Below are 18,199 nucleotides of genomic sequence, written 5' to 3' on the forward strand. Positions count from 1 at the left end.
CGGGTGACCGCCGGTCACGGAGCTGCCGGAGTGGGGACCGGGCGGACAGCAGCCCGTCACGAGAGCGCCGCCAGGATGTCGGCGCGCGCGGCGGAGCGATCGGCCCGGGTACGCGGTTCGCAGACATCGATCAGCGCGCGCAGCGGCTGCCCGGCCCGGCCGAGCACGGCGACCCGGTCGCCGATCAACAGCGCCTCGTCCACGTCGTGGGTGACGAAGACGACGGTCGCCGGGTGCGTGTTCCAGGTGTCGATCAGCAGCCGCTGCACGGTGCCGCGGGTCTGGGTGTCCAGCGCGCCGAACGGCTCGTCCATCATGACCGCGCGCGGCGCCCCGGCCAGCCCGCGGGCCAGCTGCACCCGCTGCCGCATGCCGCCGGAGAGGCTCTTGGGCAGGAAGTCGCCGAACCCGGTCAGCCCGACCTCCTCGATCCACCGCTCCGCCGCCGCCCGCCGCCCCTGCCTCGGCTCGCCGCGCAGCTTCAGCGCCAGCTCGATATTGGCGCGCACGGTGCGCCAGGGCAGCAGCGCGTTGTCCTGGAACACCACGGCGCGGTCCCGCGAGGTGGTGCGCACCGGCTCGCCGTCGGCGAGCACGCGCCCGGAATCCGGCGCGAGCAGCCCGGCCAGCGCGCGCAGCACCGTGGACTTGCCGCAGCCGGAAGGGCCGGTGAGCACCAGGATCTCGCCGGGGCGCACATCGAGGGTGAGCCCGGCGATCACCGGGTCGCCGCCGTAGGAGAGGTGCACGTCGGCGAGGCGAAGCCCCATGCCGGTGCGGTTCGCGGTGGTCATCGCGCGTTCTCCGCTCCGCGCGGCAGCCAGCGGGTGACCCGCCTGCCGAGCAGCTCCACCGCGGCCGATGTGCCGAAGCCGAGCACGCCGATGGTGATGATGCCGACGAAGACGCCGGGGTAGTCGACGATCGTGTACGCCTGCCAGGTGCGGTAGCCGACGCCGAGCCGGCCGGAGATCATCTCCGCCGAGATGACGCAGATCCACGCCACCCCGATCCCGACCGAGAGCCCACCGAACACGCCGGGCAGCGAGCCGGGGAAGACCACCCGCAGCAGCACGTCCCAGCGGCTGCCGCCGAGCGTGCGCACCGAGTCCTCCCACAGCGTCGGCAGCGCGCGCACCGCGTGCCTGGTGCTGACCATGATCGGGAAGTAGGCGGCGAGGAAGGTGATGAAGACGATGCCCGCCTCGTCGTCCGGGAAGAGCAGGATGGCGATCGGCACCACCGCGATCGCCGGGACCGGGCGGGCCAGCTCGGTGAGCGGGCCGACCACGTTCGCGAACCTCCGCGAGCGGCCGAGCGCGATCCCGGTGAGCACGCCCGCCACCGTGGCGAGGCCGAAGCCGCTCAGGATGCGGAGCAGCGACTGCGCCAGGTCGAGGAAGTAGGTGTCGGTGCCGAGTCGGCGGCCGAAGGCGGTGAGGATCTCGGTGACCGTCGGCAGGGTGTCGAAGCGGAGCCAGAACCGGACGTCGTTCGCCGTCAGCAGTTGCCAGACGCCGATCGCGGCAATGACCGAGACCAGTTTGGTCAGCCGACCCGGCCAGGGGGAGCCTGCGGTCTTCGCCGGTGCCGGCGTGAGTGCCGCCGCCGCCGGACCGGCCTCGACCAGCGCGGGCGCCGGGTCCACCTCTTCCAGCGCGGGCGCCGGGTCCACCACGACTGGCGCGGGCGCCGGGTCCACCACGACTGGCGCGGGCGCCGGGTCCACCGCGACCGGCACGGGCGCCGGGTCCACCGCGACCGGCACGGCGGCCGCGTCGGTGTGCGTCACGCCCGCACCTCCTGGACCGCCTGGTCGTAGCTCACCGGAACCGCACCGGGGTGCGCACCCCGGTAGCGCTGCGCGGCCGCCTCGGTGGTGAAGGGCAGGAAGCGCTCCCCGTCGCGCAGCCAGATCGATTCGTTCGCGAACCAGCGGGTGCCGAGCTCGGCGTCGAGCACGTAGGCGGTGCGCACGGTATCGCCCTGCGCCCGCGCCTGTTTGACGACCCGGAGCAGCTCAGTCGGGTCGGCCGCGGGCCTGGTCTGCTGCTGCCCCGCCACCCAGACCTCGTTGCCGGAGCCGGCGGTCGCATTGGCGGTGTCGGCCAGCGCGGCGTCGTACCCGACGCCCCCGCGCTCGGCGAAGGCCCTGCGCAGCGCGGCGTCGTCGACGAAGCCGTCGATGTCGAGCTCGGCGAAGTCCCCGATGGACTTCAGGTACCGCACGTCGTCCTTGAAGGCCGCGATCAGGCTCGGCTTGAGCGTGGTGTCGAAGGAGGTGCCGCCGGGCCCGTTGTAGAGGTAGACCACCTCCTGCGGCAGCCCCGACCCGTCCGCGACGAGCTGCGCCGCCTCCAGCGGCTTGCCGTGCAGGAACTCGGTGGCGTCCAGCTGGGCCTGCAGGAAGGCGTCGAGCACCTCGGGGTGCTGCTTCGTGTAATCCTGCCGCGCGACGACGCCGTGGAAGGTGGGCACGTTCAGCTCGGCGCCGTCGTAGAGCAGCTTGGCCTTGTCCTGGAAGACCAGCAGCCCGGGCCAGGCCACGAACTGCGAGAGCGCCGCCACCTGGCCGGACTCCAGCGCCGATGCTCCCACCTGCGGTTGCTGGTTCAGCACCTCGACCCCCGTGCCCGGGTCGATCCCGGCGCGGGTGAGCGCCTGCACCAGGGTGCCGTGCCCGGCCGAGCCGACGCTGGCCGAGATCTTCTGCCCGCGCAGGTCGGCGAGCGTGGTGGCGCGCGAATCCGGCGGCACCACCACCATGTTCAGCGCGCCCTTCGGGTTGTACCCGGTGACCGAGACGAAGTCGGTGCGCGAGCGCTCGTTGGCCTGCGTGCGGGAGCCGTTGATCAGCAGCGGGTAGTCGCCCATCGAGCCGATGTCGATCTTCTCCGCCACCATCTGCGCGGTGATCGGGGCGCCGGTGTCGTAGTCCTGCCACTCCACCTCGTACGCCGCGCCGCCCGCGTCGGTGATCGCCCGCAACCGCTGCTCCAGGTAGCCCTTGGCGCGCAGCAGGGTGCCCGCGGTGACGGTGTTGATGGTCTTGGACTGGTAGCCGACGACGACGCGCACGGTGTCGCCGCCACCGGAGGCGGACTGCTCCAGCGAGCAGCCGGTCAGGGCAAGGGCAGCGGCGGCGGCCACCGCGATCAGGCGTTTCATGGAGTTCTTCACCTCAGGAGATACGGCATGTTGACGGTGACGGCACCGGTGGGGCAGCGGGCGGCGCACGGGCCGCAGTACCAGCACTCGTCCACGTGCATGAACGCCTTGCCGGTGCTGGTATCGATGGCGAGCGAGTCGAGCGGGCAGATCTCGACGCAGAGCGTGCAGCCCTGGATACAGAGCGATTCGTCGATCGTCACCGGCACGTCGGCGCGGTTGTTCGCGAGGGCCATCTACAGGACCTTCCACTCGGGTGCGGTGCGGGACAGGCTGCCCCGCATGGTGATCCGGTCGCCGCGCATCCGGATGTACTCGAGATCGACCGGCCTGCCGTCCTCCAGCCTGGTCAGCCGCTCGAGCATGAGCAGCGCGGCGCCGTCGGCGGTCTCCAGGGTCGCGGCGGTGTGCGGGTCGGCGGAGACCGCCTCCAGCGCGAGGTCCGCCGAGCCGAGCGACTGGCCGCTGACCTGCTCGATCAGCACGAAGATGTCGGTGCCAGCCAGGTCGAGGTCGAGGACGGCGGCGCCGATGTCGGGGGCCAGGTAGGTCAGGTCGAGGCTGAGCGGGGTATCGCCGAGGTAGCGCAGCCGCTCCAGGTAGACCACCCGCTCGCCCGGCTCCAGCCGCAGCCTGCGGGCGACCGCGGGCGGTGCGGTGATCGTGGTCGCGGCGCGCACCTCGTTGCGCACGGTGCCGTGCCCCTTGAGCGTCTCCTGCAGGCCGAGCAGAGCGTCGAGCCCGTGGTCGTACTTGCGGTTCGCCACCCGGGTGCCGACCCGGGGCGCGCGGTCGATCAGCCCCTCGTCGCGCAGCAGCGCCAGCGCCTCGCGCACGGTGTTGCGGGAGGTCTCGAACTCCTCGGCCAGGCTGGGCTCGGACGGCAGCCCGTCCGGGAACGCGCCGCTGTGGATCTGGTGCCGCAGCACATCCGCCACCCGGCGCGCCTGATCCGCCCGCAGCCGCCGCACCGGCGCCGGACCGTGCGCCTCCCCCGGCTCCGGAATCGGATTCACACCTCTGACCTGCATGAACCGACGATAACGGGCCCGGGTCGGGTGATTCGCCCCAGCGGGTGCGCACCGCGTTCACGCGCCCGGAATACGCCGGGCGGGGGCAGGCGCGACCTGGGTCGCACCCGGCATTGCGCCACCCGGCCCGCCGGGCGGGGACTTGCGATCACAGTGATCGGAACCGTCCCGGTTCCACCGCCCGGCGACGCGCCACCGGTCCGCCGAGGTGCCTGCGCGCCTCGGTGAGCGCACTCGGCGACCGCCGGGACAATCCGCGGGAATCAGCCGAGCCGCCGCGGGCGACGCGACGGCGGGCGCCGGGTCAGCTGTCGGCGGGCAGGCCGAGCAGCGCCGCCTGGACGGTCCGCAACCGCTCCACGTCGCCGGTGATGCCGACGGCGCTGTCGTTGTAGAGGAACGCCTCGCCGAGCCGCACCATGGCGTAGGCGAGCAGGTCCGGAGCCATGGGCGGCGCGTACCCGTCGTCCCGGACCGCGCGCAGCACCAGCTCCTCGACGGCGCGCACCGCCCGCGGCTGCACCGGCCCGTCGCCCGCGGTCAGGGTGCGCAGCCCCGCCCGCTGCTCGTGCTCGAAGTAGTGCCGGAACGGTTCGTTGTCGCTCATCCAGCGATTGACCCTGGCCAGCACTTCGAGCACGCGGGCTCCGCCCGCACTGCGCCTGCGGCTGTCGGCCCGCGCGACCAGCGCCTCGTACTCCCCGGCGAGCACCGCCCCGAGCAGCCCCTCGCGCGACCCGAACCAGCGGTACACCGAGGCCCGGCTCAACCCGAGCCCGGCGGCGATGGACTGCACGTCGATCCGCTCGCCCGCGAGAAACGCCGCCCGCGCCGCGGCCACCACCTCCGCCGGGGTCGCGGCCGCCGGACGGCCCGGACGCCGGGGGCGCTGCGGCGCGGCGCTCGCGGCACCGCGCAGCTGCTCGGCCGGGCGCTGCGGGGGATTCAGAACCACTCCTCGCGCATGTCGAGCGTGGTCCGGTCCAGGCTCGCCAGCAGCTCCAGCCCCGGCCCCGTCTTGGGCAGCTCGTACCGATGGAAGTACCGCGCCGCCTGCCGCTTCCCCTCGTGGAACGCGTCATCGCCACCCGCCGCGGCGAGGTACTGCTCCAGCCAGATCCACGCCACCACCGTGTGCCCGAACACCTCCAGGTACACACTGCTGTTGGCCAGCGCCGCCTCGATGTCCCCGCTCGCGAAGAGACCGGCGGTCACCTCGACCACCCGCTGCCAGACCGCCCCGAGCCCGGCCCCGAGCGAGGCCGCCTCACCACCCGCCGCGGCGGCGGCGTCCAGCGTGGCCCGGATCCGCGCGTCCAGCGCGAGCAGGCTCGCCCCGCCCTGCTGCGTCACCTTCCGCCCGAGCAGGTCCAGCCCCTGGATCCCGTGCGTCCCCTCGTGAATCGGGTTCAGCCGGTTGTCCCGGTAGTGCTGCTCGACGTCGTACTCCCGGGTGTACCCGTAGCCACCGAGCACCTGAATGGCCAGGTCGTTGGCGGTCAGGCACCACTGCGAGGGCCAGCTCTTCGCGATCGGCGTGAGGATGTCGAGCAGCAGCCCGGTGCGCAGCCGCTCCTCCTCGGTCTCCGCGATCCGCTGCTCGTCCACCAGCCGCGCGCAGTACAGCACCAGCGCCAGCGCCCCCTCGGCGTAGCTCTTCTGCGCCAGCAGCATGCGCCGCACGTCGGCGTGCTCCACGATGGGCCGCTGCGGGCTCGCCGGGTCGGCGCCGATCTTGGCCCGCCCCTGCGGCCTGCCGCGCGCGTACTCCAGCGACTTGAGGTACCCGGTGTAGCCGAGCGCGGTCGCCACCAGCCCGACCCCGATCCGGGCCTCGTTCATCATGTGGAACATCAGGCTCAGCCCGCGGTGCTCGGTGCCGACCAGGTACCCGATCGCGCCGGGCGCGCCGCCGGGGGTGTGCGTGCCCTCGCCGAAATTGAGCAGCGTGTTGACGGTGCCGCGGAACCCCATCTTGTGGTTCAGCCCGGCCAGCGTGACGTCGTTGCGCTCCCCGAGCACCCCGTCTTCGCCCACCAGGAAGCGCGGCACCACGAACAGCGAGATCCCCCTGGTACCGGCCGGTCCACCCGGAATCCGGGCCAGCACCAGGTGCACGATGTTCTCGCCGAGCTCGTGGTCCCCGCCGGAGATCCACATCTTGGTGCCGAAGAGCCGGTAGCTGCCGTCGCCCTGCGGCTCGGCGCGCGTGGTGATGTCGGCCAGCGACGACCCGGCCTGCGGCTCGGAGAGGCACATGGTCCCGAAGAAGCGCCCCTCCAGCATCGGCCGGACGAACCGCTCCACGTACTGCTCGCCGTGCGCGATCAGCAGGTTCGCGTTGGCGATGGTGAGGAAGGGGTAGGCGGCGGTGCCGGTGTTGGCGGCGTGGAACCAGGCGAAGGATGCCTGGGCCACGACGGCGGGCAGCTGGATGCCGCCGAGCTCGGCGGCCACGGTGGCGCCGGGCAGCCCGGCCTCGGCGAAGGCCCGCAGCGCGATCGCCACCTCCGGGATCAGCTCGACCCTGCCGTCCACGAACCGCGGCTCGTTGGCGTCGGCCTTCTTGTTGTGCGGCGCGAAGTGCGTCTCGGCGATCTCGGCGCTGAGCGCGAGCACCGCGTCGAAGGTCTCCCGCGAGTGCTCGGCGAAGCGCGGGTGCTTCGTCAGCGCCTCGACGTCGAGCCACCGGTAGAGCAGGAACTCCAGATCGCGCGGGTTGAGCAGCAGGGTGCGCATACGCCCGTCCTTTCGAGACACGTAACGGGCAGAGTATCAAATATGCGCACCCCGCCGGATCAGAACCCCAGCAGCTCGGCGATCCGCGCCGCCTGCTCGGCCGGGTCGCCGTCGTCCGGCCGCAGCACCAGGTCCGGCTGCTCCGGCGCCTCGTACGGCGCGTCGATCCCGGTGAAGCCGCGCACCTCGCCCGCGCGCGCCTTGGCGTAGAGCCCCTTCGGGTCGCGAGCCTCGCACACCGCGAGCGGCGTGTCGACGAAGATCTCCAGGAACGGCAGCCCGGCGTCCAGGTGCGCCTGCCTGGCCCGCTCCCGATCCTCCCGGTACGGGCTGATCAGCGAGACCACCGCGAGCACACCGGCCTCGGCGAAGAGCTTGGCCACCTCGGCCACCCGGCGGATGTTCTCGGTGCGGTCCTCCGGGGCGAAGCCGAGGTCGGCGTTGAGGCCGTGCCGCAGGTTGTCGCCGTCCAGCAGGAAGGCGGGTCTGCCGGAGGCGACCAGCCTGCGCTCCAGCTCCACCGCGACCGTCGACTTGCCGGAGGCGGAGAGCCCGGTGAGCCAGACCGTGCCGCCGCGGGTCGCGCGCTCGGTGCGCTCGACCGCGCTGCGGTGCCACACCACCCCGGCGGTGGTCGGCGTCGGCCCGGTGATCATGCCCGCGGCCACGGTGTTGTTGGTGACGTCGTCGACCAGCACGAAGCTGCCGGTGTTCCGGTTGCGCCGGTACGGGTCGAAGAGCACCGGCCGCCGCGCGCGCAGCTGCACGCGCCCGATCTCGTTGAGACCGAGTGCGTTCGCGGTCTCGTCGCGGTGCAGGGTGTTGACGTCGAGCCGGTAGTCCAGCCGCTGCACCTGCACCGGCTCGGCGCGGGTGGTGTGCCGCAGCGTGTAGGTGGCGCCGGGGGTGAGCGCGCTCTCCTCGGCGAACCAGCAGACCATGGCGTCCAGGTCGCGGGCCGACTGCGGCCGGTTCGCCGGACGGCAGAGCAGGTCGCCGCGGGCCACGTCGAGCTCGTCGGTGAGCTGCACCGTCACCGCCTGCGGCGGGAACGCCTCGGCCAGCGGCGCGCCGCCCGGGCCCCACAGCGCCGCCACCGTCGTGCTGAACCCCGACGGCAGCACGGTGACCTCGTCACCCGGCTTGAACACGCCACCGGCCACGGTGCCCGCGTAGCCGCGGAAATCCGGGTTGTGCGTGCGGGTCACGTACTGCACCGGCAGCCTGGCGTCGATCAGGTTGCGGTCCGAGGCGATGTGCACCTGCTCCAGCTGGTGCAGCAGGGGAGTGCCCTCGTACCAGGGCATGCTCGCGCCGCGGTGCACGACGTTGTCGCCGGTCAGCGCCGACATCGGCACGAAGGTCAGGTCGCGCACCTCGAGCCGGGCGGCGAACCGGGTGAAGTCGTCCCTGATCTCCTCGAAGCGCTCCCGGCTCCAGTCCACCAGGTCCATCTTGTTCACGCAGAGCACCAGGTGCGCCACGCCGAGCAGCCCGGCGAGGAAGGCGTGCCTGCGGGTCTGCTCCACCACGCCCTTGCGCGCGTCCACCAGGATCAGCGCGACGTCGGCGGTGGAGGCGCCGGTGACCATGTTGCGGGTGTACTGGATGTGCCCCGGGGTGTCGGCGATGACGAACTTCCGCCTGGGCGTGGTGAAGTAGCGGTGCGCGACATCGATGGTGATGCCCTGCTCGCGCTCGGCGCGCAGGCCGTCGGTGAGCAGCGAGAGGTCGGTCTGGCCCGCGCCGCGCTCCTTGCTGGTGCGCTCGACCGCGGCGAGCTGGTCGGCGAAGATCGCCTTGGAGTCGAAGAGCAGGCGTCCGATCAGCGTCGACTTACCGTCGTCGACGCTGCCCGCGGTGGCCAGCCGGAGCAGGGTGGTCATCAGAAGTACCCCTCGCGTTTGCGATCTTCCATCCCCGCCTCGGAGATGCGGTCGTCGGCGCGGGTGGCGCCGCGTTCGGTGACCCGGGTGGCGGCCACCTCGAGCACCACGTCGTCCGGGTTCGCCGCGGTCGACTCCACGCAGCCGGTGCAGGTGGCGTCGCCGACGGTGCGGAACCGGACGGTGGCCGCGTAGGGCTGCTCGCCGTCGAGCAGCTCCAGGAACCTGGTGTGCGCCAGCAGCATGCCGTCGCGCTGCACCACCTCCCTGCGGTGCGCGTAGTAGAGGGGAGGCAGCGCGATCTCCTCCGCGGCGATGTAGTTCCAGATGTCCAGCTCGGTCCAGTTGGAGAGCGGGAAGACCCGGATGTGCTCGCCGCGCCGGTGCCTGCCGTTGTAGAGGTTCCAGAGCTCGGGGCGCTGGTTGCGCGGGTCCCACTGGCCGTACTCGTCGCGGAAGCTGAAGACCCGCTCCTTGGCGCGCGCCTTCTCCTCGTCGCGCCTGGCGCCGCCGAAGGCCGCGTCGAAGCCGCCCTCCCGGATCGAGCGCAGCAGGGTGTGCGTCTGCAGCCGGTTGCGGCTGGCGCGCGGGCCGGTCTCCTCGGTGACCGTGCCCGCGTCGATGTCCTCCTGCACGCTGCCGACCAGCAGCCGCAGGCCGAGCCGCGCGACGGTCTCGTCGCGGTAGGCGATCACCTCGTCGAAGTTGTGGCCGGTGTCGACGTGCAACACCGGGAAGGGCAGCGGCGCGGGCCAGAACGCCTTGGCGGCCAGGTGCAGCATGACCACCGAGTCCTTGCCGCCGGAGAAGAGCAGCACGGGGCGTTCGAAGGTGGCGGCCACCTCGCGGAAGATGTGCACCGATTCGGCCTCGAGCGCGTCGAGATGCGACAGCTCCCAGCCGGTGACGGACTTCTGGTTCGGGCTCACGAGAAAAAACTAGAACACGTTTCGGTCGAACCGTCAACGCTTCAGCGCAGCGGGGGCCGTCCACCCGCCGCCGCGGTGACGGCGTCGGCGGCGGCCGCGAGCGCGGTGCCGCGGCGCTCGATCTCGGCCCCGGTGACCGCCTTGCCGACGTACATCGTGAGCACCATGCTCTGCCTGCCGCGCTCGTCGTGGGTGGGGGCGGCGAGCAGGCTGACCGGGTGCTCCTTGCGTGGCCGCAGATCGCTGCCCAGGTACACCCGCTCGCCCAGGCTCGTCACCAGCTCGGCGACGAGTTCGCGCAGCTCGGCGGGCATTTCCCTACCCGCCGCGCCGGCCAGCAGCGAGTACAGCCGCCTGCCGGCGGCCGAGGTGCTCTCGATCAGGTAGCCGCGCTCGCGGCACTCCGCGACGACCGTGCGCAGCCGCCGCTCGTCCTGCTCCAGCGGCACCGTCGGCGGCGTGCGCAGCCAGGCGTCGAAGGCGGCGTCGGTGTCCCAGAGCACGTACATGAGCCCGACCGGCGGCGCGAAGGGGTAGGTGGCGCCCACCTGCACCCGGCCCGGCCCGGTGGCGTCCAGCACCACGATCTTGCCGCCGACCACGGCCGATGCCGTGCAGGTGGTGCGGTAGCGCACGCTCAGCGGCTCCAGCTCGGCGCGGGCGAGCGCGGAGACCGCGAAGTTCTCCTGGGCCGCCCGCCCGGCGCCGATCAGCGCGGGGCCGAGGCCGTAGCCGCGGGTGCGCGGATCCCGGATCAGGTACCCGGCGGCGGTGAGCTCGGTGAGAATGCCCAGGCAGGTGGGTTTGGCGAGCCCGAGCTCGCGGGCGATCTCGGAGAGGCCGTAGCGCGAGCCGCCGTTCGCCACCAGGAAATCGAGCACCCGGAGCACCCGGACGGTGGGGGCGGAGCGCCGGGCGACGGTGCCGTCTCCGATCGCGACCTCGGACACTGTTGACCACTCCTAGAACAAGTTCTAATCTTCGAACGGAGGAAATGTACCACGTCGGTACATATATGGAACACGACCGGGAGGCAACGTGCTCAGCAAGCCGTTCGCGGAGGCGATCGCCGAGGCGGAGGAGATCATCACCTCGGCCGCGCAGGTGAAGACCGAACAGGACCTCGTCGAGGGCTTCGACTACCTGGGCGGCAGCATTCGCGCCGCGCTCCAGCTGGCCTGGGCCTACGACCGCGACTTCCCGTTCTTCGCCAGGTCCACCGGCCCCTACACCAAGATGGGGCTGGACAACCCGGACACCCTCTACTTCCACGCCTTCCTCCGCCCGGGGGCGGAGTACCTGGTCAGCGGGGTCCGCGGCAGCACCCGCGACCTGAGCTTCCAGGTGCTGAACGGCAACTACACCCCCGCCGAGGTGCCGGACAGCCAGACCGCCTTCGACGACCGGGAGCTGGACATCGCCCCGGACGGCAGCTATCAGCTCCGCTTCGGCCCCGGCCCGGCCCGCCCCGGCTACGTGCAGCTCGCCGAGGACTCGTCGATGCTCGCGGTGCGCGAGGTCTACGGCGACTGGTCCGAGCGGCCCGGCACCATCCGGATCGAGCGGGTGGACACCGTCGGCGAGGCGCCGCCCGCGCTCACCCGCGAGCTGCTGGCCAAGCGGTACGAGGTGGCGGCCAGGAACCTGACCTCCCGGCTGCGCACCTTCCTCGCCTTCCCGGAGTGGTTCTACCTGAACCTGCCGGTCAACACGATGACCGAGCCGCGCCGCACCCCCGGCGGGCTCTCCACCCAGTTCTCCTCGGTCGGCCACTACGACCTCACCGACGACCAGGTGCTCATCCTGACCGTGCCGAAGTCGGACGCGCCCTACCAGGGCTTCCAGCTCGGCACCATCTGGTACCTCTCGCTGGACTACATCAACCACCAGACCAGCCTGAACGCCGACCAGTCCCGGGTCGACCCGGACGGCAAGATCCGGCTCGTCATCAGCGAGCGCGACCCCGGGCTGGCCAACTGGGTCGAGCGCACCGGCCACGACCGCGGCTACCTGCAGTTCCGCTGGCAGCGGCTGGCCCGCGACCTGAAGCCGGAGGACGGGCCCGAGGTGCAGCTCGTCTCCTTCGACGAGCTCCCGGAGAAGCTGCCCTACTACGAGGAGGCCCGGGTGACCCCGGAGCAGTGGCGCGAGCGGATCGCCTTCCGGCAGCGCACGCACGCGGATCGGATGCTGGGATGAGCGGGGCGAGTTCCGCCGTTCCCGGGCCGGGTTCGCCGGCCGCGGGGGCGCAGCCCGGACACGATGCGGCGGCAACTGCCGCGCTCGGCGGCGCCGGGCTGCTGACCGGCAAGGTCGTGGTCGTCTCCGGGATCGGCCCCGGCCTCGGCCGCTCGATCGCCGTGCGCGCCGCGCTGGCCGGGGCGGATGTCGTGCTCGCCGCGCGCACCGAGAAGCGGCTGGACAAGGTCGCCGCCGAGGTGCGCGAGATCGGCCGGAAGGCCCTGGTCGTGCCGACCGACATCACCGACGAGGCCGCCGCCGAGAACCTGGTGCGCACCGCGGTGGACGAGCTCGGCCGGGTGGACGCCCTGGTGAACAACGCCTTCGCCATCCCGCCGATCACCGACCTCGCCACCGTCGAGCTGGACGGCGTGCGCGCCGGGTTCGAGACCAATGTGCTCGGCGCGCTGCGGCTGACCAGGCTCTTCGTGCCCGCGCTCGCGGCGACGAGCGGCTCGGTCGTGATGATCAACTCGGCGGTGCTGCGGCACTCCAGGCGCACCTTCGGCCCGTACAAGATGGCGAAGGCGAGCCTGCTGGCGCTGGCGCAGAGCCTGGCCACCGAGCTCGGGCCGCAGGGCATCCGGGTGAACTCGGTCGCCCCCGGCTACATCTACGCGGGCAACCTGAAGTGGTACTTCGACTACCAGGCCAAGGAGCGCGGGATCACCCACGAGGAGGTCTACGCGGAGACCGCGGAGAGCACCGACCTGCGCAAACTGCCGGAGCCGGACGAGATCGCCGACGCGGTGCTCTTCTTCGCCTCCCCGCTCTCCCGCATCGTCACCGGCGCCTGTCTCGACGTCAACGCCGGCGAATTCCACCACTAGGAGCACTGCCATGACCACGATGGGCCGTGCCGAGATCGGCACGATCGACGACCTGCACGCCTCGGCGACCAAGGTGATCGGGCTCGAGGACTTCGGCGCCGACGACTACCGCGCGGGGCTGGCGGTGCTGCTGGAGTCGTACGCCGCCGACGCCGAGCTGACCCCATGGGGGAACAAGATCAATCGGGCGCTGCTGCGCGGCGGGCTGATCGCGCGGGCACTCAGCGAGAGTGCCTGGCAGAAGTACCCGGAGCACGCGCAGGTGCCGGTCGAGCGCCCGATCTTCGTCACCGGGCTGCCGCGCTCCGGCACCACCGCGGTGCACCGGCTGCTCACCGCCGACCCCATGCACCAGGGGCTGGAGATGTGGCTCACCGAGATGCCGCAGCCCCGCCCGCCGCGCGACACCTGGGCGAGCAACCCGGTGTACCAGGGCATTTCGGCCGGGTACGAGAAACATCACGTGGAGCATCCCGAGTTCATGGGCGTGCACCACATCTCGGCCGACCAGGTCGAGGAGTGCTGGCAGCTGCTGCGCCAGTCCGCCATGTCCATCTCCTACGAGTGCCTGGCCTACCTGCCCACCTACTCCGACTGGCTGCGCGGCCAGGACTGGACCTCGGCCTACCGACGGCACAGGAAGAACCTGCAGCTCATCGGGTTACCCAACGCCGAACAGCGCTGGGTGCTCAAGAACCCGAGCCACCTCTTCGCCCTCGACGCCCTCTTCGCCGTCTACCCGGACGCCCTGGTCGTGCAGCTGCACCGCGAGCCGAGCACCATCATCGCCTCGGTCTGCAGCCTGAACGAGAAAGCCAGCGCGGGGTGGTCGGAGAAGTTCCGCGGCGACGTGGTCGGCAGCACCCAGCTCGAGCTGTGGGCGCGCGGCGCGGACACCTTCCGCGCCGATCGGGCCGCGTACGACCAGGCGCAGTTCATCGACGTCTACTACGACGACTTCGTCGCCGACCCGCTCGCCGCCGTCCGCGGCATCTACCGGCACTTCGGCATCGACCTGACCCCCGCCGCGGAGCAGAAGATGACAGCGCTGCACAACGCGAGCACCTCCGGCGCGGCCCGCCCGCAGCACCGGTACACGCTCGACGACTACGGCCTCACCGCCGGGCAGGTGGACGAGCGCTTCGCGGAGTACCGCGCCGCGCACTTCCCCGGATAACGGCTACTGCTGGCCCGGCTTCAGGACGATGAAGAGGCCGTGCGCCTCGGCGCAGAGGCGGTCGCCGTCGTGCAGGGTGGCGCGGACGTAGACCTTGCGGCCCTCCTGCCGCTCGGTCCACGCGTGCAGGTTCAGTTCGCGGTCGAGCGGGGTGATGGCGCGGTAGTCGACGGTGAGCGAGGCGGTGCGGGTGATCGCGCCGGAGGTGAGCGCGGCGGCCATGCCGAGCAGGTCGTCGAAGCCGAGCGCGATGTGGCCGCCGTGCGCGGCCGAGTTGCCGCCGAGGTGGAAGGCGCGGAAGACGATGCGGCCGTGCACGCCGGTCGCGTCGGCGGAGTCGATCTGGTAGGGCGGCAGTGTCAGGTTGCCGCGGGAGGGCAGGTCGTTGCGGGTCCAGTTGGGCAGCGACCACTCGTCCACCGCGGCGCCGGCCAGCTCGTCGTTCAGCTTGGTCAGCTGGGTGATGATGTGCTGGGAGAGCTCGTCGCCCGGGTCGGCCATGCGGGCCCGGTCCATGAGCAGCCGGACCTGTTCGATGAAGTCGCCGTAGAGTTCGCCGCCGCGCCGCGCCGCGTCCGCCGCCGCGTTCGCCTCGATCAGCTCGACCATCGGCCGGAAGCCGCCTGCGTGGTGGTCGGCGCTGGGCAGCGCCGGGTCGAGCCGCTGTTCGTTCATCCCCTCACGGTAACGGTAACCGGATGGTCGCCTCGCAGGTGGGAGCGGCAGAGGTGAGCAGCGGCACACCGGGTTCAGCTGCCGGTGCGGCCGTCGACGCACTGGCGGAGCAGGTCGGCGTGGCCGTTGTGCCTGGCGTACTCCTCGAGCAGGTGGAGGTAGATCCAGCGCAGCGAGTAGGGCTCTCCGGTGATCGGATGGTGGCCGTCGTGGTCGAGCGCGAGATGTTCGACCGCCAGGTCGGCCGCCGTGGTTTCCCGGTGGTAGGTCGCGAAATCGGTCGCGGCGTTCGCCGGGTCGGCATCGTCGAAATCGCCGTCCGGGTTGTCCGTGGCGCAGTAGAGGTAGCCGAGGCGCTCGCCCGCGGCGGTCGTGCGGAGCCAGCCGCGCTCCACCTCGGAGAGGTGCCGGATCAGCCCGAGCAGGGAGAGGGTCGACGGTGGGACGGCCCGGCGGGCGAGCTGCTCGCCGTCGAGCCCGGCGCAGCGGTCGAGCAGGGTGGCGCGCTGGCGCGCGAGCCGCGCGCGCAGCTGCGCCGCCTCGGTGCCGGTCGGCGGGACGGGGTCGCGCTCGACGGCCGGTGCTGTCCACGTCACGCCGGTGACGGTAGTGCGGGCGCGCTCGGCCCGCGAGCGATGGTGTGCCACGGCCCCGCGCGCTCGGCGCCAGCGACGCCGGAGCCGCCCGCCGGTCCAGCACCCGCAGGATCGAGTGCACCCGCGGGACCGAGTGCACCCGCGGGACCGAGTGCACCCGCGGGACCGAGTGCACCCGCGGGACCGAGTGCACCCGCGGGACCGAGTGCACCCGCGGGACCGAGTGCACCCGCACGGGCAGGGCGGGCCGCGCTATCCGGCCTCGTACCGGGAAGCCTGCTCCCCGGCGAGCCGCCCGGCGGGGAGTTTGCGCCCGCAGAGCACGAGCAGCAGGTCCTGGGCGGTCCCGGAGACGACCGACTCCGGGGCGTCCCCGGTCAGGCTCCAGTCCAGGTCGTCGGCGCGCAGCTCGACCCCGGACAGGTCGGTGCCGAAGTAGCTCACCTGCTGGGGCTTGGTGTCCGCGAGCACGACCGCGACCCGCTCGATCGGAACGCGGCGCGGCAATCCGAGCGCGACGGTGATGTCCATCCCGTGGATCACCTCGTGCGCCAGCGTCGCCTCGTACCCGCTGCCCGGCGGCTTCCAGGGATGGCCGGCGTTGTCGCGCAGGCTCGCCACCAGCTCCTCCGGCGTCAGCGCGGCGGCATCGGCGCGGGCCCGGCGATCGGACATCCGGTTGAAGTTCCCGCGCGCCTTCACCATGTCCAGCGCGAAGCGCGGTAGCGAGAGGCGGTAGGCCATGGTCATGTGCGCCAGTACCTCGCGCGGCCGCCAGCCGGCGCACAGCGTCGGCGCCTCCCAGGCCGCGGCGTCGAGCCCGGCGAGCAGCTCGGCGAGCTCGGTGCGCTCGGCCGCGATGGCGGCGCGCACCTCGGTGTCGGACATAGGTCTCCCTTCAGGGTCGCTCTGCAGAGTGGAGACGGTGCCCGGCCGCCGGAGTCATCGGTGTCTGCGACACTCGGGTTCGTGTCCGAGAACCGCGCACCGCTGCTCGAGCTCCGCCGCGGCGCCGACCACATCCTGGCCCGGTGGCTGCCGGACGGGATGTACGAGCTCGAGCACGGCGACGGCGGCGACCGCTACCAGCTCTTCACCGCGGACGCCGTGCTGGTCCGCGACGTCCTGGCGTCCTGGCTGGACGGGGAGGCGTGGTGGCACCGCACCGTCGCCTGGTCGCGGATCGACCCGGCCGTCGCGGAGATGCGCGCGCTCCGCGACGAACTCACCGGCATGCTGGACGGGTTCGGCGGCTTCGAGTCCGCGGTCGACGTCATGGACGACGCGCTGGCCCGGTTCGACGCCGAGATCGCCCGGCTCGACCGCGACGACTGATCAGCGGGGTGCCACGAGGGCGAGCTCGAGCACCCCGCCCAGCCACGGCGCGTACCGCTGCGGGTGCTCCCGCAGGTCGCGTCCGAGCTGCCCGGGCTCGACCCAGGCGTAGTCGGCGACCTCCGCCGGGTCCGGGTGCGGTTCATCGCCCGCGTGCGGGCCGACGACCACGTGGTCGTACTCGAACTCGACCCGCCCGGTGCGCGGGTCGGCGGCCCGATAGGTGAAGGCGCCGGCCTCGCGGAGCGCAGCGCCGAGGCCGAGCTCCTCGCGGAGCCGGATGCCCGCGGCCTCGGTCACCGGCTGCCCCGGCGCCGGGTGCCCGCAGCAGGTGTTGGCCCAGCGCAGCGGGAACCGGGTCTTCACCGCCGCGCGCTGCTGGAGCAGCACCCGCCCGGAGGCGTCGAAGAGCAGCACCGAGAAGGCGCGGTGCAGCATGCCGGGGGAGCGGTGCGCCCGCGCCACCGAGCAGGTGCCGACCGCAGCCCCCGCCGCGTCGACCAGCTCGATCGGCAGCGCCTCCCGGCCGGTCGGCGCGGCGTCGTTCACCATGTCCGGTCCGCGGCGAGCGCCGCGAGCGCGTCCAGATCCGCACCGGCCGCCGGATCGCTGCTCAGCTCCGCGATCATCGTCCTCGCCCGCTCGCACAGCTCGGCGGCCTGGCTCCGGCTCCAGTCCCGCCCGCCCGCGGCCGCGACGAGCTCCGCCGCCGTGCGCAATTCGGCGTCGTCGAGCGGCTCGTCGCGGTGGTAGAGCGCGGCGAGCGCGGTGGCCTCGGCCGTTCCGGCGGCGAGCGCGAAGACCACCGGCAGCGATTTCTTCCGGCTGCGCAGATCGGAGTAGACCGATTTGCCGGTGCTGTGCGCGTCGCCCCAGATCCCGAGCAGGTCGTCGACGTGCTGGAAGGCCCGGCCGACGAGGCTGCCGATCTCGCGCAGCCGCAGCAGCTCACCCGGCCCGGCGGCACCGAAGAGCCCGCCGAGCTCGGCCGCGCAGCCGAAGAGCGCGCCGGTCTTCCGATCGGTCATCGCCAGGCACTCGGCGACGGTGACATCGCGGCGGCGCTCGAAACTCAGGTCGGCGCACTGCCCTTCGACGAGCTCGAGCACCGCGCGGTTCAGCAGCTCGGCCGCGGCGGCGGCCCTGGCGTCCGCGGTCCCGGCGAGCAGCGCGAAGGCCTGGGTGGCGAGCGCGTCGCCTGCCAGGATCGCGGGCCCGATGCCGAAGACGGTCCACGCGGTCGGCCGGTGCCTGCGGGTGGTGTCGCGGTCCATGACGTCGTCGTGCAGCAGCGAGAAGTTGTGCACGAGCTCCACCGCGGCGGCGGCGGGCAGCGCGTTCGCGATCTCGCCGCCGGTCACGGTGCAGGCCGCCAGCACGAAGGCGGGCCGCAGCGCCTTGCCGCCGGTGTGCCGCTCGGGCAGCCCGTCCCGGTCCCACCACCCGAAGTGGTAGCCGGCGATGTGGCGGATCGTGGGCGGCATGGCGTCGACGGCGGCCTGCAGGGTGGCCGCACACGCCGCGCGGCTGTCGGCGAGCACGTCGGTGTGGTGATCCTTGGCGATTTCCCGGGTCATGAGCGGTGTCCTGAT

19 protein-coding genes are annotated in these 18,199 nt (G+C 72.5%); 4 read left to right on the forward strand and 15 right to left on the reverse strand.

Translation table 11 applies throughout. The features are described 5' to 3' along the window. Positions 1-56: 56 nt before the first annotated feature. The 10 genes from LTT61_RS30905 to LTT61_RS30950 form a co-directional block, all read right to left on the reverse strand. On the reverse strand, positions 57-794 hold the full coding sequence (locus LTT61_RS30905) for an ABC transporter ATP-binding protein (protein WP_233017534.1): 738 nt from the start codon (positions 792-794) through the stop codon (positions 57-59). Then, positions 791-1,630 carry an ABC transporter permease gene (locus tag LTT61_RS30910; RefSeq protein WP_233021261.1) on the reverse strand — a complete coding sequence of 280 codons (840 nt, stop codon included), beginning with the start codon at positions 1,628-1,630 and terminating at the stop codon, positions 791-793. The genes LTT61_RS30905 and LTT61_RS30910 overlap by 4 nt, the downstream gene beginning before the upstream one ends. Positions 1,631-1,788: 158 nt before the next feature. After that, on the reverse strand, positions 1,789-3,168 hold the full coding sequence (locus tag LTT61_RS30915) for an ABC transporter substrate-binding protein (protein WP_233017535.1): 1,380 nt from the start codon (positions 3,166-3,168) through the stop codon (positions 1,789-1,791). Between the two features lie 8 nt (positions 3,169-3,176). Next, the gene (locus LTT61_RS30920; protein WP_233017536.1) at positions 3,177-3,404 is read right to left on the reverse strand and encodes a 4Fe-4S dicluster domain-containing protein; all 228 of its coding nucleotides are present in this window, start codon (positions 3,402-3,404) and stop codon (positions 3,177-3,179) included. Beyond that, positions 3,405-4,199, reverse strand: a complete 795-nt coding sequence (locus tag LTT61_RS30925) for a GntR family transcriptional regulator (protein WP_233017537.1) — start codon at positions 4,197-4,199, stop codon at positions 3,405-3,407. 304 nt (positions 4,200-4,503) lie between these two features. After that, positions 4,504-5,154: a QsdR family transcriptional regulator gene (locus LTT61_RS30930; RefSeq protein WP_233017538.1), complete on the reverse strand. Its 651-nt coding sequence runs from the start codon at positions 5,152-5,154 to the stop codon at positions 4,504-4,506. Then, positions 5,145-6,938 carry an acyl-CoA dehydrogenase gene (locus LTT61_RS30935; protein WP_233017539.1) on the reverse strand — a complete coding sequence of 598 codons (1,794 nt, stop codon included), beginning with the start codon at positions 6,936-6,938 and terminating at the stop codon, positions 5,145-5,147. Before LTT61_RS30935 ends, LTT61_RS30930 begins: the two co-directional genes overlap by 10 nt. Positions 6,939-6,997: 59 nt before the next feature. Continuing rightward, the gene (gene cysC, locus LTT61_RS30940) at positions 6,998-8,824 is read right to left on the reverse strand and encodes an adenylyl-sulfate kinase (RefSeq protein WP_233017540.1); all 1,827 of its coding nucleotides are present in this window, start codon (positions 8,822-8,824) and stop codon (positions 6,998-7,000) included. Next, positions 8,824-9,753: a sulfate adenylyltransferase subunit CysD gene (gene cysD, locus LTT61_RS30945; RefSeq protein WP_233017541.1), complete on the reverse strand. Its 930-nt coding sequence runs from the start codon at positions 9,751-9,753 to the stop codon at positions 8,824-8,826. The genes cysC and cysD overlap by 1 nt, the downstream gene beginning before the upstream one ends. 41 nt (positions 9,754-9,794) lie before the next feature. Beyond that, positions 9,795-10,703 carry a helix-turn-helix domain-containing protein gene (locus LTT61_RS30950; RefSeq protein ID WP_233017542.1) on the reverse strand — a complete coding sequence of 303 codons (909 nt, stop codon included), beginning with the start codon at positions 10,701-10,703 and terminating at the stop codon, positions 9,795-9,797. 88 nt (positions 10,704-10,791) lie between these two features. Here LTT61_RS30950 and LTT61_RS30955 point away from each other — a divergent pair, with 88 nt between their 5' ends. Genes LTT61_RS30955 through LTT61_RS30965 form a run of 3 tightly spaced genes read left to right on the forward strand, consistent with a single transcriptional unit; the run spans position 10,792 to position 14,001 of the window. Next, on the forward strand, positions 10,792-11,952 hold the full coding sequence (locus LTT61_RS30955) for a hypothetical protein (protein WP_233017543.1): 1,161 nt from the start codon (positions 10,792-10,794) through the stop codon (positions 11,950-11,952). Continuing rightward, positions 11,949-12,824 carry an SDR family oxidoreductase gene (locus LTT61_RS30960; protein WP_233017544.1) on the forward strand — a complete coding sequence of 292 codons (876 nt, stop codon included), beginning with the start codon at positions 11,949-11,951 and terminating at the stop codon, positions 12,822-12,824. The genes LTT61_RS30955 and LTT61_RS30960 overlap by 4 nt, the downstream gene beginning before the upstream one ends. A gap of 10 nt (positions 12,825-12,834) precedes the next feature. Further along, positions 12,835-14,001: a sulfotransferase family protein gene (locus LTT61_RS30965; protein WP_233017545.1), complete on the forward strand. Its 1,167-nt coding sequence runs from the start codon at positions 12,835-12,837 to the stop codon at positions 13,999-14,001. A 3-nt stretch (positions 14,002-14,004) separates the two neighbouring features. Here the strand turns inward: LTT61_RS30965 and LTT61_RS30970 are convergent, their stop codons facing one another. From LTT61_RS30970 to LTT61_RS30980, 3 genes are all read right to left on the reverse strand, one after another. Then, positions 14,005-14,676, reverse strand: a complete 672-nt coding sequence (locus LTT61_RS30970; RefSeq protein ID WP_233017546.1) for a PaaI family thioesterase — start codon at positions 14,674-14,676, stop codon at positions 14,005-14,007. Between the two features lie 74 nt (positions 14,677-14,750). Next, positions 14,751-15,272 (reverse strand): DinB family protein, encoded by a 522-nt coding sequence (locus LTT61_RS30975; RefSeq protein WP_233017547.1) that lies wholly within the window; start codon positions 15,270-15,272, stop codon positions 14,751-14,753. 252 nt (positions 15,273-15,524) lie between these two features. Then, entirely contained in the window at positions 15,525-16,160 is a 636-nt protein-coding gene (locus tag LTT61_RS30980; protein WP_233017548.1) for a maleylpyruvate isomerase family mycothiol-dependent enzyme, read from the reverse strand. A gap of 81 nt (positions 16,161-16,241) precedes the next feature. Between LTT61_RS30980 and LTT61_RS30985 the strand changes: the two genes are divergently transcribed. After that, positions 16,242-16,607, forward strand: coding sequence for a hypothetical protein (locus tag LTT61_RS30985; protein WP_233017549.1), 366 nt, complete (start codon positions 16,242-16,244; stop codon positions 16,605-16,607). Here LTT61_RS30985 and idi read toward each other — a convergent pair whose 3' ends face one another. Further along, positions 16,608-17,159, reverse strand: coding sequence for an isopentenyl-diphosphate Delta-isomerase (gene idi, locus LTT61_RS30990; RefSeq protein WP_233017550.1), 552 nt, complete (start codon positions 17,157-17,159; stop codon positions 16,608-16,610). Then, a complete protein-coding gene (locus LTT61_RS30995) occupies positions 17,153-18,184 on the reverse strand; it encodes a polyprenyl synthetase family protein (RefSeq protein ID WP_233017551.1) in 1,032 nt (343 codons plus the stop codon). The genes idi and LTT61_RS30995 overlap by 7 nt, the downstream gene beginning before the upstream one ends. Positions 18,185-18,199 lie beyond the last annotated feature (15 nt).

The organism is Nocardia asteroides, assembly GCF_021183625.1.
Classification (GTDB): domain Bacteria; phylum Actinomycetota; class Actinomycetes; order Mycobacteriales; family Mycobacteriaceae; genus Nocardia; species Nocardia asteroides_A.